Origin of the sequence: Salinicola sp. DM10 (assembly GCF_017306975.2) — a bacterium.
Classification (GTDB): domain Bacteria; phylum Pseudomonadota; class Gammaproteobacteria; order Pseudomonadales; family Halomonadaceae; genus Salinicola.
The window spans coordinates 346058-359061 of record NZ_JAFLEN020000002.1 but is presented as its reverse complement, the minus strand read 5'-3'; the positions used below and the strand labels follow the sequence as shown (position 1 = coordinate 359061).

The 13004-nt window shown below is 68.2% G+C and carries 10 protein-coding genes; 6 read left to right on the top strand and 4 right to left on the bottom strand.

The window, feature by feature from the left end; genetic code table 11:
* Positions 1–86: 86 nt before the first annotated feature.
* The gene (locus J0A90_RS10290; RefSeq protein ID WP_207034858.1) at positions 87–986 is read left to right on the top strand and encodes an aldo/keto reductase; all 900 of its coding nucleotides are present in this window, start codon (positions 87–89) and stop codon (positions 984–986) included.
* A 45-nt stretch (positions 987–1031) separates the two neighbouring features.
* Here the strand turns inward: J0A90_RS10290 and nfi are convergent, their stop codons facing one another.
* Positions 1032–1763 (bottom strand): deoxyribonuclease V, encoded by a 732-nt coding sequence (gene nfi, locus J0A90_RS10285; RefSeq protein WP_207034859.1) that lies wholly within the window; start codon positions 1761–1763, stop codon positions 1032–1034.
* A gap of 184 nt (positions 1764–1947) precedes the next feature.
* Between nfi and J0A90_RS10280 the strand changes: the two genes are divergently transcribed.
* Both J0A90_RS10280 and J0A90_RS10275 read left to right on the top strand, forming a co-directional pair.
* On the top strand, positions 1948–3186 hold the full coding sequence (locus J0A90_RS10280) for an exonuclease SbcCD subunit D C-terminal domain-containing protein (RefSeq protein ID WP_370635770.1): 1239 nt from the start codon (positions 1948–1950) through the stop codon (positions 3184–3186).
* Entirely contained in the window at positions 3183–6482 is a 3300-nt protein-coding gene (locus J0A90_RS10275; RefSeq protein ID WP_207034861.1) for an AAA family ATPase, read from the top strand. The genes J0A90_RS10280 and J0A90_RS10275 overlap by 4 nt, the downstream gene beginning before the upstream one ends.
* Positions 6483–6545: 63 nt before the next feature.
* Here J0A90_RS10275 and J0A90_RS10270 read toward each other — a convergent pair whose 3' ends face one another.
* The gene (locus J0A90_RS10270) at positions 6546–7766 is read right to left on the bottom strand and encodes an ROK family transcriptional regulator (protein ID WP_207034863.1); all 1221 of its coding nucleotides are present in this window, start codon (positions 7764–7766) and stop codon (positions 6546–6548) included.
* A gap of 254 nt (positions 7767–8020) precedes the next feature.
* Here J0A90_RS10270 and J0A90_RS10265 point away from each other — a divergent pair, with 254 nt between their 5' ends.
* A complete protein-coding gene (locus tag J0A90_RS10265; protein ID WP_207034865.1) occupies positions 8021–8755 on the top strand; it encodes an SDR family NAD(P)-dependent oxidoreductase in 735 nt (244 codons plus the stop codon).
* Between the two features lie 80 nt (positions 8756–8835).
* Entirely contained in the window at positions 8836–10242 is a 1407-nt protein-coding gene (locus tag J0A90_RS10260) for a sugar porter family MFS transporter (protein ID WP_207034867.1), read from the top strand.
* 69 nt (positions 10243–10311) lie between these two features.
* On the opposite strand, the gene wrbA is transcribed toward J0A90_RS10260, so the two are convergent.
* Together wrbA and J0A90_RS10250 are read right to left on the bottom strand one after the other, a co-directional pair.
* Positions 10312–10917 (bottom strand): NAD(P)H:quinone oxidoreductase, encoded by a 606-nt coding sequence (gene wrbA / locus J0A90_RS10255; protein ID WP_207034869.1) that lies wholly within the window; start codon positions 10915–10917, stop codon positions 10312–10314.
* Between the two features lie 165 nt (positions 10918–11082).
* The gene (locus J0A90_RS10250) at positions 11083–11838 is read right to left on the bottom strand and encodes a FadR/GntR family transcriptional regulator (RefSeq protein ID WP_207034871.1); all 756 of its coding nucleotides are present in this window, start codon (positions 11836–11838) and stop codon (positions 11083–11085) included.
* A gap of 234 nt (positions 11839–12072) precedes the next feature.
* On the opposite strand from J0A90_RS10250, the gene J0A90_RS10245 reads away from it, so the two are divergent.
* On the top strand, positions 12073–12813 hold the full coding sequence (locus J0A90_RS10245) for an SDR family oxidoreductase (RefSeq protein ID WP_207034873.1): 741 nt from the start codon (positions 12073–12075) through the stop codon (positions 12811–12813).
* Positions 12814–13004 lie beyond the last annotated feature (191 nt).

Sequence of the window (13004 nt, the reverse complement as noted above, 5' to 3'; positions counted from 1 at the left end):
AGTAGACGATGGCCGATGCCGGGTTTGCGAAACCCGCGAGTGGCGACCAGCATAACAGCAACGCCTAAACCAAAAGGGAGTCTTGCATGCCTCGGCAGAGACCACGGATCGAATTTCCCGCCAGCGGCGACGCCCCGGCGCTGGCCTTGCCGGCCATCGGCCAGGGAACCTGGTACATGGGCGAGAATCGGGTACCGCGCCGACAGGAGGTGGCGGCGTTGCAGCACGGCCTGGACCTGGGGCTCGAGCTGATCGACACCGCCGAGATGTATGCTGACGGCGGCGCCGAAGAGGTCGTCGGCGAAGCGCTGCGCGGTCGCCGCGACGACGCCTTCGTGGTCTCCAAGGTCTACCCCTGGAACGCCGGCCGCGACAGCGCCATCGCCGCCTGCGAAGGCAGCCTTGCGCGGCTGGGGATCGAGACGCTCGATCTCTATCTGCTGCACTGGCCCGGCGGCATCCCGCTGGACGAGACCTTCGAGGCGTTCGAGCGACTGCGCGATCAGGGCAAGATCCGCCGCTTCGGCGTCTCCAACTTCGATGCGGGTAACCTCAGAGCCATGGAAGCGCTGCCGGCCGCCGCCGATTGCGCCACCGACCAGGTGCTCTATCACCTCGGCTCCCGCGGCATCGAGGTCGATGTCCTGCCGTGGATGCAGGACCACCATCTGCCGGTGATGGCCTACTGCCCGCTGGCCCAGGGCGGCCGGCTGCGGGCCAAGCTGCTCTCCTCCACGGTGGTCAACGAGATCGCCGACAAGCATGGCGCCAGCGCCGCCCAGATTCTGCTGGCGTGGGCCATCCGCCCTGCCTGCCCCCAGCACGAGCGGCCGAGACCGGTGATCGCCATTCCCAAGGCGTCGACCCTGGCGCATGTCGACGCCAACGCCGCCGCCCTGGACATCGACCTCGACGCCGACGACCTCACCCGGCTCGACAACGCCTTTCCGGCGCCACGGGAGCCGGTATCGTTGGATATCGTCTAAGCAGCCAGGCAATGCCCAGCGCACAGGCAATACGCCACAGCGCGGCTACAGCGACAGCTGCCCGCTGACCGCCACTTCGCCCTTTCTCGATGCCAGCCGATCCGCCAGCCGGGTCGGCTCCGGCAACTTGGTGCGACCCAGGCAGCGCACCACCCAGTCGACCGCGGTGGGCAGACAGAGCCGGTGCCCGGGTGAGACGAACAGCGGCTTCACCCCCTCCCGCGAGCGCAGCACCGCACCGATGGTGACCCGGCCGCGCGCATCCACGGCGACGTCGTCGGGGTCCTCGTCACGCCGCCGGTCGGTCAGCGGCGTCCACTCGCCCTTGGCCGACGGCACCTCGCCGAACTGGCCGCACAGCCGGCTCTTGCCCACGCCGATGGTCGGCAGATCGAGCCACAGCCCCAGGTGCGAGGCGATGCCCAGACGCCGCGGATGGGCGATGCCCTGGCCGTCGACCATGATCAGATCCGGGCGCTGGGACAGCCGCTCGAAGGCCCCCAGCGCCGCGGGTATCTCGCGAAACGACAGCAGCCCCGGCACGTAGGGCATGCGCGTCGGCTCGCGGTGCACCACCTGCTCCACCAGCGTGAGCGAGGGCCACTCGAGCAGCACCAGCGCCGCGCGGGTGGTCTCCCCGCCATCTTCGAAGCCGATATCCATGCCGGCGATCAGACCCACCTCGCCCAGCGCATCCTCGCGCCTGACGCCGGGTGCCAGCCGCTTCTGCAGGGCGACCGCCGCCTCCGGCGTAAGATTCCAGTCATGTAGTGCCATCGCCGTCTTGCCCTCCCGTGCTGTCGACGTCCAGAAGCCTAGTCACGGCGTCCACGTCTCTCCAATGCAGTGCACCTTCGATCTTTCCCATGGCCGCTCTTTTCCTCCGCCGATCTTCTCCGAGGCGGTCGTCGCGTTACACTTGGCGTCGTTTTTTCCGCTTGACCTCACAAGGCGCCACATCGTGAAATTTTTCCACACCGCCGACTGGCACCTGGGCCAGTCCTTCCATGGTCAGGAGCGCCATGTCGAACAGCGCGCCTTTCTCGACTGGCTGCTGGCGACACTCAGCGAGCGCCAGCCCGATGCGCTGCTGATCGCCGGTGACATCTTCGATGTGGTCAATCCCTCGCTGCGGGCCCAGGAACTACTCTACGACTTCATCGTTGCCGCCCACGCCGCCCTGCCCGCGCTGACCGTGGTGATGATCGCCGGCAATCACGACAGCGGTTCGCGCATCGAACTGCCGGCGCCGCTGATGAAGCGGCTCAAGACCCATGCCCTGGGGCGAGTGCACTGGCTCGAGGATGGCAGGCTCGACAGCGATCACCTACTGGTGCCGCTGCCCGACGCCACCGGGGAGATTCGCGCCTGGTGCCTGGCGCTGCCCTTCCTGCGTCCGGCCGAGGTCACCGGCGGCGACGTCGACGACTACCGCGAGGGCATCGCCCGCGTCCACCGCGAGCTGGTAGAAGCCGCTGAAGCCCGCCGCGAACCGGGCCAGGCGCTGGTGGCGATGAGTCACGCCCACCTGCAGGGCGCCGCCGTCTCCGAAGCCAGCGAGCGGCCGATCGTGATCGGCGGCGAGGAAGCGATCTCCGCTGCGCTCTTTCCGCCCTCGATCGCCTATGTGGCACTGGGTCACCTGCACCGCCCGCAGCAGGTGGGCGAGCCGCGCATCCGCTACAGCGGTTCGCCGCTGCCGCTCGACTTCAGCGAGAGCCACTACCCCCACCAGGTACTCGAAGTGACGTTGAACGGGGCCGAACTCGACGCCGTCGAGAGCCTGCCAATACCGCGCCACGTGGCCCTCGAGAGGGTCGGCCCAGGTAGTGTGGAAGCGGTCGAGGCCGCGCTTTTGGCATGGCAGCCCGAGCCCGGCGCGCAAGACACGCTGGCGCGCGAGCGCTGGCCATGGCTGGAGGTACGCGTGGCGCTCGACACGCCGCAACCCGATCTGCGCGCCCGGATCGAAGCGGCGATCGCCGACAAGCCGCTGCGGCTCTTGCGCATTCACAGCCACTACCCCAACGCCGGGAAAAACCCCGCAGAGCACGTCGCAGTCGATCTCGACAGCCTCACCCCGCAGGAGATCTTCGCCCGTCGCTGGCAGGCCGAGTATGGCGAGACGCCGCCGGAAGCGGTGGCAAAGGATTTCGCCACCCTGGTGCAGGAAGTCCAGGACGCGGAGGGTGAGGCATGAAGATACTCGCTATCCGCCTTGAGAACCTGGCCTCGCTGGCCGGTCGCCACGCGCTCGATTTCACCGCGTCCCCCCTCGCTGATCAGGGGCTCTACGCCATCACTGGCCCCACCGGCGCCGGCAAGAGCACTCTACTCGATGCACTCTGCCTGGCGCTCTACGGCAGCACGCCGCGCCTGCGCCGAGCGCCGGGTCAGGGCTCTGAAATAGAAGATATCGATGGCAGAAAATTGGGCACATCCAACCCGAGCACTCTGCTTCGTAGAGGCTGCGCTAGCGGGTTTGCCGAGGTCGACTTTCTAGGCCGCGACGGCAGAAAATATCGAGCCAATTGGTCAGTTCGCCGAGCAAGAGACAAGATCGATGGCAGTCTGCAAAAATCAGGGCAATCTTTAATTGACCTAGATAACAATCAGCTACTCACAGCGCAAAAGCGTGAATTCAAAGAGCTGGTAGAAGAGAAGGTCGGTTTAGATTTTGATCAGTTCACCAGAGCAGTGATTCTCGCGCAAAACGAATTCACTGCATTTCTTAAGGCAGAAGATAATGATCGTGGGGCTCTACTAGAGCAGCTAACAAATACCCAGCACTACTCCGCCATCTCGCGCGCCGCCTTCCAGCGCGCACGCACGACCCGAGGCGCGCTGGAGGCGATCGAAGCTAGGCTCGCCGACGCCCTGCCGGTGGCCGCCGAGGCCCGCGCCGAGCTGGAGCAGGAGGCCACGGCGCAGCAGCAGGCCTTGGACGCCCTGCAGACCCGGCGCGAGCGGCTGCAGGCCGAGGGCACCGAACTCGAGCGCCAGGCCCGGCTGAGCGCCGGCTGGCAGCAGGCCGAGACGACGCTGCAGGCCGCCGAGGCGGCGATCGCCGCCGCCCAGACCGAGCGCGAGACCCTCGCCCAGCTCGACGCCCTCGCCCCCTGGCGCGAACCGGTCCGCCAGCGCCGCAGCCTGGCCGAGACCTTGGCCCGGCGCGAACAGCAACTGGCCGACGCGCGCGCCGCGCTCGAGCGCTGCGACGGCGAACGCCGAACCCTCGCCCCCGAGCTGGAGGCGGCCAGCGCCGCCCGCGAGCGCACCGCCGCCGCGCTGCGCGACGCCCAACCCGAGCTGGCCCAGGCGCGCGAGCTGGAGAGCGAGCGCGCAAGGCGCCAGCAGCAGCGCGACCAGCAGCGCGCGGAGCAGACGCAGCTCACTGCCACCGCCGCCGAGGAAGCCCAGCACCAGGCGCAGCTGCAGCAGCAGATGGCAGAGCAGGCACAGCAGATCGAAGCCCAGCGCCAGCATCTGGCCACGCTGCTGGAGACCGCCACCGCACAGACCACCGCCGCCGATATGCGCGCCGCCCTCAACCAGACGCGGGACAAGGCCCAGGCGCGCCTCGATGCCCTGGACGGCCTGACCCAGGCGTGGCGCGAACGCCAACGCCTGGATCATGAGCAGGCGACGCTGCAGCAGCAACTCACGCAGAGCCGCGAGCGGCTGACCCAGCTCGAACAGGCGGGCCAGCAGGCCAAGCGCGATCTCACCGCCGCCGAGCAGCGCCAGACCCAGATCGGCGAACAGATCGAGAACGCCCGCGCCGCGCGCAGCGACGCGGTCGCGCGGCTGCGCCAGCAGCTACGTGAAGAGACGCCGTGCCCGGTATGTGGCGCCACCGACCACCCCTACCGCGAAACCCCACCGGCACATCCGGGAGAGGCACTGGTCGCCAGCATCGAGGCCCAGGAGCGCCAGCAGCTCGATCAGGAGACCCAGCGCGTGGCGGACGCCCGCGAGCAGCATCAGGAGCTGAGCGTCGAGTGGCGCAGCTGCCGCCAAACGCTGCTGGCTGCCGAGCAGCGTCAGCAAGCGTTGGCGCCGGCCCGCGAGGCCGCGGCCAGTACCCTGGACGAGCACCCGCTGAGCGCCGAGTTGAGCGCCGCCGAGCGGCCTGGCGAGTGGCTCGAGAACCAGCGCGAGCAGGCGCTGAGTGAGCGCCAGCAGGCCAGTGAGCGGCTGCAGCGGCTCGACACCATCGAGCGCACCCTCGACCCGCTCGAACGCCAGCGCCAGAGCCTGGCCCTGGAGCTGGGCAAGCGCGAGACACGCCAGGCCCTCGACCGGGCGCGTCTGGAGAGCCTCGCCGCCTCGCTGCCGGAGCTTGAGCAGGCGCTGACGCGTACGCATCAGGCGCTCGCCGCGGTGCTGGGCGAGCACGCCTCGGCCCAGGCCTGGCAGACCGCGCTGGAGCAGCAGCGCCAGCAGGCGCAGCAGCAGTGGGAGGCGCGACAGACGCAGTGGCAGACCCTGGAGAACACCCATACACGGCTGACCCAGCAGATCGCCGATCTGGCCCAGCGCCAGCAGGAGGAGCAGACGACCCACGCCGAGCTCGACCACGCCTGGCAGACGTGGCGACGCACCCAGCCCGAGCTCGACGAGGCGCGGCTGGAGACCCTGCTGGGCTACACCGAAGCCGCGCATCGCCAGTTGCGTGAGGCCTGTGAACGGCGTGAACGCGAGCGCGACGCGGCCCGGGTCGCGCTCGAAGAGCGCCGCCGCGCCCTGATCGAGCAGCGTCGCCTGCTGCTGCCCGATACCCCCGAGGCGCAGTTGCTCGACGCCGAACACGCGCAAACGTTGAGCACGCGCCTGGCTGCCCAGCGCGAGCGCCTGCAGACGCTGGAGCACGAGTGGCAGGCCCAGCAGCAGCGCCGCGACGACGCCCAGCAGCAGCTCGCCGAAGATGATCGCCGCCGCCGGGTACAGCAGGAGGGGGCGCACCAGCGCAAGGCGGCAGCGCAGGAGGTGCAGCGCTGGGAACGGATCAACGGCCTGATCGGCAGTGCCGATGGCAAGCGCTTCCGGCGTATCGCCCAGGCCTATAATCTCGACCACCTGCTGACCCACGCCAACCAGCATCTGCGCGCGCTGACGCCGCGCTACCGTGTGGCGCGCGGCGGCAGCGAACTGGGCATTCTGGTGATCGACGGCGACATGGCCGACGAGCGGCGCTCGGTGCACTCGCTCTCCGGCGGCGAGACCTTCCTGGTCTCGCTGGCGCTGGCACTGGGGCTGGCCTCGATGGCCTCGCACCAGCTGGCGATCGAGTCGCTGTTCATCGACGAGGGCTTCGGCAGCCTCGACCCGGCGTCACTGGCGCTGGCGATGGATGCCCTCGACGGCCTGCAGGCCCAGGGCCGCCGGGTCGGCGTGATCTCCCACGTGCAGGAGATGCACGAGCGCATACCGCTGCAGATCCGGGTCGAACCCAAGGGCAACGGGGCCAGCGAGGTGCGCGTGCAGCGCAACTGAGCGCGATGCTGACCGCGTTCGGCGCCTACGGTGGTCGGCCCCGGCTCACACCGCGATCGCAGCTCAAATCTCGATCGCGGCGCGTGCCATGACCTGGGCGGCGGCACCGCGGGCGGCGGTGAAGGTGCTGTCCTCGACCACCTTCACCGGTACCCGCTGCGACTGGCGCAGCAGATCGTTCTGGTGGGCATCGAAGTAGGCCAGCGCCGGTGCCACCAGCGGCGCGCCGAGGCGTATCAGCGAGCCGCCGAGAATCAGCATCGAAGGGTTGAGGGTGTGATGCAGATTGAGCATCAAAAGCCCCAGCGCGCGCCCGGCCCGCGCCAGCGCCGCGCTGACCTCGGGCTCGTCGAGACGCGCCAGCAGCGACGCGCTCAGGCTGGCATCGGCCGCCACGCCAAGGGATTCGCGTAGCATCCAGCCGCTGACCAGGGTTTCGGCACAGCCGTGATTGCCACAGTGGCAGGGCGCCCCGTCCGCCACCAGCACGGTGTGGCCGATCTCCCCCACCAGCCCCTGGTGACCCCGCGGAATCACCGGAAAGTGCTCGCCGCTGACCACCCCGCAGCCGATACCGCTACCCGCGCTGAGATAGGCGATCGACTCCGGCGGCGTGCCTTCGATGAAGTAGAACTCGCCGAAGGCGGCGGCGTTGGCTTCGTTGTCGAGTAGCCACACCCCCGCCGGCGAATCGAGCTCGGCGCGTAGCAGCGCCAGGAAGTCGACATCGACCCAGCCCAGGTTGGGTGCCAGACGCAGGATCGGCGCCTGCGGCGCCACCGGCCCCGGCAGCGCCACCCCGAGCCCCAGACAGGGCCGCGCCGCAATCGCCGTATCGCCGAGCAGCGCCTCGATCAGCCGCGCCAGCACCGCCGCGGTCTCTTCCGGCGTGGTGGGCGAGACGTCCAGGCGCTGACTGGCGAGGCGTTCGCCGAGGAGATTACAGGCCACCACGCGTAGCCCCTTCACCCCCACCTCGGCGCCGAGCATCACGTGCTGCTCACCGTCCAGGTAGAGCGAGCGCCCCGGGCGCCCACCGCCGCGCGCATGCAGCTCGCCCTCGCGCAGCCAGCCGCGCTCGCCGAGCACGTTGACCACGCTACCCACGGTGGCCTTGGTCAGCCCGGTACGCAGGGCGATATCGGCCCGCGACAGCCCCGGATAGCGACGTACCGTGCTCAGGATCGTGCTGCGATTGAGGCTCTTCAGGTAGTTGAGGTCGCCGGCGGCATGGGGGGTGAAATGATTGGGTGTGAAATGATTGGGCGTGAAGTGACTGGGCATGGACGGCTCGGCACAGAAGGCGATGCAGGGACTATATCAGAGCCATCGAAAGCAGCATCAGCCCCACGGGCAGCGCTCAGCACCTCCCTCGGCCGCGCCCACCGCCACGCCTACGGCCTGCCACCCTCGCCCCCCCCTTACCACCAATGGCCAATGGCCAGCCTTCGGCCCCCGGCGCATGCTGAAACCAGCGTTAGTTAAGACTGTTTACTAACCCTTCTCGAACTCAATCCTTTTTGAACAGCGAGCGTGCGATGTCCACAGCGATCTATCCCAGTCTCCAGGGCAAGCGTGTCGTCATCACCGGCGGCGGGTCCGGCATCGGCGAAGGGCTGGTGCGCGCCTTCGCCGCCCAGCGCGCCGAGGTGCACTTCATCGATATCCTGGACGACGCCGAGGCGCTGGCCGCCGAGCTGGGCGATACGGTGCACTATCACCGCTGCGACCTCACCGACCCGGCGGCGCTGGCCACCACCCTGGAGGCGATCGGCACGGTGGACGTGCTGGTCAACAACGCCGCCAACGACGACCGCCACCGGCTGGAGGACGTCACTCCCGAGTACTGGGACGAGCGCATGAACGTCAATCTGCGCCATCTGGTGCTGGCGGCGCGCGCGGTGGCGCCCGCCATGCGCCGCCAGGGCCGGGGGGCGATCGTCAATCTCGGCTCGATCAGCTGGCACCTGGGCCAGCCGGGCATGCTGCTCTACGAGACCGCCAAGGCCGGCATCGAAGGGCTGACCCGAGCGCTGGCGAGCGATCTGGGCGGCGACGGTATCCGCGTCAACTGCGTCATCCCCGGCAACGTCAAGACCCCGCGCCAGTCGCGCTGGTACACCCCCGAGGATGAAGCGCAGATCGTCGCCGAGCAGAAGCTCAAACTGCGCATCCATCCCGAGCACATCGCAGCGATGGTGCTGTTCCTGGCCTCCGACGATGCCGCCGCCTGCACCGCCCACAACTACTGGGTCGATGCCGGCTGGCTGTGAGCGGCCCGGGCTCGCCCCATGACTCACGCCCGTATCCCCTCTTCGAGATGCGCCTGAACACACGTCAACGGAGCTAGACAATGCCAACATCCAGCGCTTCGCAACATCCTTTCGTGGTCATGCTGATCTGCTGCGTCGCCGCCATCGGCGGCTTTTTGTTCGGGTTCGACAGCGGGGTCATCAACGGCACCGTCGACGGCCTGCAGCAGGCGTTCCACTCCGAGAGCGTGGGGACCGGCTTCAACGTCGCCTCGATGCTGCTCGGCTGCGCCGTGGGTGCGTTCTTCGCCGGGCGCCTGGCCGACCGTTTCGGCCGGCGCACGCTGCTGATCGTCGCCGCGGTGCTGTTCCTGATCAGCGCCTGGGGCTCGGGTATCGCCGGGGGCTCGCTCGAGTTCGTCATCTACCGCGTGCTGGGCGGCCTGGCGGTGGGCGCCGCCAGCGTGATGTCGCCGGCCTATATCAGCGAGATCGCACCCTCGCATCTGCGCGGCCGGCTGGCGACCATTCAGCAGGTGGCGATCATCGGCGGGCTGTTCTTCTCGTTTCTCAACAACTACGTCCTGGCCAATATCGCCGGCGGCTCCACCGCCCCGCTGTGGTTCGGCTTCGAGGCGTGGCGCTGCATGTTCTGGATGGAGCTGGTACCCGCCGGCATCTTCTTCGTGGCCCTGCTGTTCATCCCCGAGAGCCCGCGCTTTCTGGTCAGCGCCGGGCGTGAAGCCAAGGCCGAGCGGGTGCTGCGGCTGGTCTACGATGCCGCCACCACCGAGCGCCGTCTGGGCGAGATTCGCCAGTCGCTCTCCACCCGCCACCAGCCGCGCCTGTCCGACCTGATCAACCCCGCCACCGGCAAGCTGCTCAAGCTGGTGTGGGTGGGCATCGGGCTGGCGGTATTCCAGCAACTGGTGGGGATCAACGTGGTGTTCTACTACGGCGCCGTGCTGTGGCAGGCGGTGGGGTTCTCCGAGAACGACGCCCTGATGATCAACGTGATCAGCGGCGCGGTGAGTATCGCCGCCTGTCTGGTCACCATCGGCCTGATCGACCGCATCGGACGCAAGCCGCTGCTGTGGGCCGGCTCGCTGGGGATGACGCTGACCCTGGCGCTGCTGGTCTACGCCTTCTCCACCGCCGACATGGTCAACGGCAGCCTGGCGCTCTCCAGCGGCAACGGAGTGCTCGCGCTGATCGCCGCCAACATCTACGTGTTCTGTTTCAACGTCTCCTGGGGCCCGGTGATGTGGGTCATGCTGGGTGAGATGTTCCCCAACCAGGTGCGCGGTTCGGGGCTGGCGATCGCCGGGCTGTTCCAGTGGATGGCCAACTTCGCCATCACCATGACCTTCCCGATCATGCTCGCCTCGATCGGGCTGACCGGCGCCTATGGCTTCTACGCCCTGTGCGCGCTGATCTCGATCTTCTTCGTGGCGCGCTTCGTGCGCGAGACCAAGGGCCTGGAGCTCGAAGAGATGGTCTACGAGTGACCCTAGACAAGCCCGCGCCGTCGCTCACGACGGCGCGGGCTTGCGCGTTACGCAGAGTGTGAGTGGGTGTCAGCCGCCCAGCTTGGCCGCCAGCTCGGCGACATGCTTGCCCTGGAAGCGGGCGATCGCCAGTTCGTTCTCGCTCGGGGTACGGCTGCCGTCGGCCCCCGCCAGGGTCGAAGCGCCATAGGGCGTGCCGCCGGTGATCTCGCTCATGTTGGTGAGCTCCTGGCAGGCGTAAGGCACGCCGACCACCACCATGCCGTGGTGCAGCAGCGTGGTGTGGATCGAGGTCAGCGTGGTCTCCTGACCGCCGTGCTGGGTCGCGGTGGAGACGAAGGCGCTGCCGATCTTGCCCACCAGCTTGCCCTGGGCCCATAGGCCGCCGGTCATGTCCCAGAAGTTGCGCATCTGCGAGGCCATGTTGCCGAATCGGGTCGGCGTGCCGACGATGATCGCATCGTAGTCGGCCAGGGCGTCGGGGCTTTCGATCAGCGGCGCATCCTGATCGGTCTTGTAGCCCGACTGTTCGGCCACCTTTTCGGGAACCAGCTCGGACACCCGGCGCACGTCCACCTGGGTGCCGCCGACACCGCCGGCACCTTCGGCGATCGCCTTGGCCAGCGTCTCGACATGGCCATAGCTCGAGTAATAAAGCACCAGTACCTTGCTCATTGCACGCTCCTTGCAGCAGGGGTAACGCCGGCCGCGGCCGGCAAGTCGGGACCAATCCCGGTGAACACTGATGCAAGGCTAGTCCGCCTGCGGCGGCGGCGACACTGGCTTTTTTCGTGCCCGCGCGTCGATGCGGTCGAATCGTCGGCGGTAACGGCACCGGGCTCAGCTATCGAAGAATACCCCGAGCACGTGGTCGAGGTGCGCCGCCATCGCCGCGCGTGCGGCCTCGGCGTCGCGCGCCTCGATCGCAGCGAGGATACGGCTGTGATCCTGCTGCGAGCGGCGCGGCATGTCGGTGGACATGAACAGCGCCTGCAGCCGCCGGAACATCACCCCGTACTGATGCCCGAGCAGGTGCTTGAGCAGCATGGCGTAGGCGGCGTTGCCCGAAGCCTCGGCGATGCGGATATGCATCAACCGATCGCCGACCATGTTGTTACCACCGTGGCGGTTGTCTTCGACGTTGCGCCGATAGGCCGCGCGGATCGCCTCGAGATCGGCGTCGCTGGCGTTGAGCGCCGCCAGCGCCGCGGTCTCCGGCTCGATGAAGCGGCGCGCCTCGAGCAGGGCGAAAGGCGGAATCTCCTGATCCAGGTCGAGCTCGATCTCGCTTTCGAATTCGGGGTCGATCGCCCACGGCTCCTGGCGGCTGGCGACGTGCATTACCGGCGCTTCGACCGGCGCCGCGCGCTCCAGCACCAGCACGCCGTGGCCGACCCGTACCTCCACCTGCCCCACCACTTCCAGTGCGATCAGCGCCTCACGCACCGAGGCGCGGCTGACCCCGAGCTGCTGCGCCAGATCGCGCTCCGGCGGCAGCAGCGAGCCCGGCGGGAACTCGCCCTGGCGGATCAGCGCCAGCAGCTGATCGGCAATCTGGCGATAGAGCCGCTGGGCGCGAATGGTCTGAATCGGCATCGCGGGATCTCCTGTGGCAGGCCGCCGCCCGGGAACGGCGTCCTTGTTAGACATTGGTCGAAAACTGGCACGCAATCCCGGGCGCTGGCGCTGCCTATTAGACGTTTGGCGGTTTGCGGTGCCGCCACGCATAGGATAATACTCGGCCCAATGGTCAGGCCTTTAGACATTAGAAGCGAAAGGCCACCGTGCGACAACAGTCAGCCAACTTCGACAACGCTCAGGAGCCACGCCATGCGCCTTGCCCACAAGACCGCTCTGATCACTGCTGCCGGCCAGGGCATCGGCCGCGCCACCGTCGAGCGCTTTCTGGCCGAGGGCGCGCGGGTGATCGCCACCGATATCGATGCGGCCAAGCTCGACGGGCTGGAGGCCGCCGAGTGCCACGCGCTGGACGTCACCGACGCCGCCGCGGTGGACCGCCTGATCGGCTCGCTGGGCGCGCTGGACATCGTCTTCAACTGCGCCGGGACGGTGCCCGCCGGTTCGATCCTCGAGTGCGATGACGCCCAGTGGGCACAGGCCCAGCGCCTCAACGTCGACTCGATGTTCTATACCCTGCGCGCCGCCCTGCCAGCGATGCTGGAGAACGGCGGCGGCAGCATCATCAACATGGCCTCGCTCGCCTCCAGCACCAAGGGCGTGGTCAACCGCTTCGCCTACGGCACCACCAAGGCCGCGGTGATCGGGCTGACCAAGTCGATCGCCGCCGACTTCATGACCCGCGGCATCCGCTGCAACGCCATCTGCCCGGGCACCGTGGACTCCCCCTCACTGCGCGAACGGGTCGCCGAGCAGGCGCGCCAGCAGGGGCGCAGCGCCGACGAGGTGTTCGCCGAGTTCGTCGCGCGCCAGCCCATGGGCCGGCTGGGCAAGGTGGAGGAGATCGCCGCGCTGGCGACCTGGCTGGCCAGTGACGAGGCCGGTTTCATTACCGGGACGGTGCAGATGATCGATGGCGGCTGGTCCAACTAGGGAGACACAGGATAAATGGCTGCGCAGGTGAATCGCGGCGTTACGCGGTGCGCGGAATCCTCACCTATACCCCATAGGCTACGGTTCCTGTGCTCCGGGCACCTTGCGCTTCACTCTGCTCGCCTGTTTATCCAGCGCCTCCCGGGGCCTGAAAAAGCTTCCGTCTCAACATCACTCGGTCACTTCGTACC

What these genes read in the sequence shown, in the direction of transcription:
- J0A90_RS10290 (WP_207034858.1), top strand. Translation starts at nt 87, where the DNA reads ATGCCTCGGCAGAGACCACGGATCGAATTTCCCGCCAGCGGCGACGCC.
- J0A90_RS10270 (WP_207034863.1), bottom strand. Translation starts at nt 7,766, where the DNA reads ATGCCCAGTCACTTCACGCCCAATCATTTCACACCCAATCATTTCACC.
- J0A90_RS10260 (WP_207034867.1), top strand. Translation starts at nt 8,836, where the DNA reads ATGCCAACATCCAGCGCTTCGCAACATCCTTTCGTGGTCATGCTGATC.
- wrbA (WP_207034869.1), bottom strand. Translation starts at nt 10,917, where the DNA reads ATGAGCAAGGTACTGGTGCTTTATTACTCGAGCTATGGCCATGTCGAG.
- J0A90_RS10265 (WP_207034865.1), top strand. Translation starts at nt 8,021, where the DNA reads ATGTCCACAGCGATCTATCCCAGTCTCCAGGGCAAGCGTGTCGTCATC.
- J0A90_RS10250 (WP_207034871.1), bottom strand. Translation starts at nt 11,838, where the DNA reads ATGCCGATTCAGACCATTCGCGCCCAGCGGCTCTATCGCCAGATTGCC.
- J0A90_RS10245 (WP_207034873.1), top strand. Translation starts at nt 12,073, where the DNA reads ATGCGCCTTGCCCACAAGACCGCTCTGATCACTGCTGCCGGCCAGGGC.
- J0A90_RS10275 (WP_207034861.1), top strand. Translation starts at nt 3,183, where the DNA reads ATGAAGATACTCGCTATCCGCCTTGAGAACCTGGCCTCGCTGGCCGGT.
- nfi (WP_207034859.1), bottom strand. Translation starts at nt 1,763, where the DNA reads ATGGCACTACATGACTGGAATCTTACGCCGGAGGCGGCGGTCGCCCTG.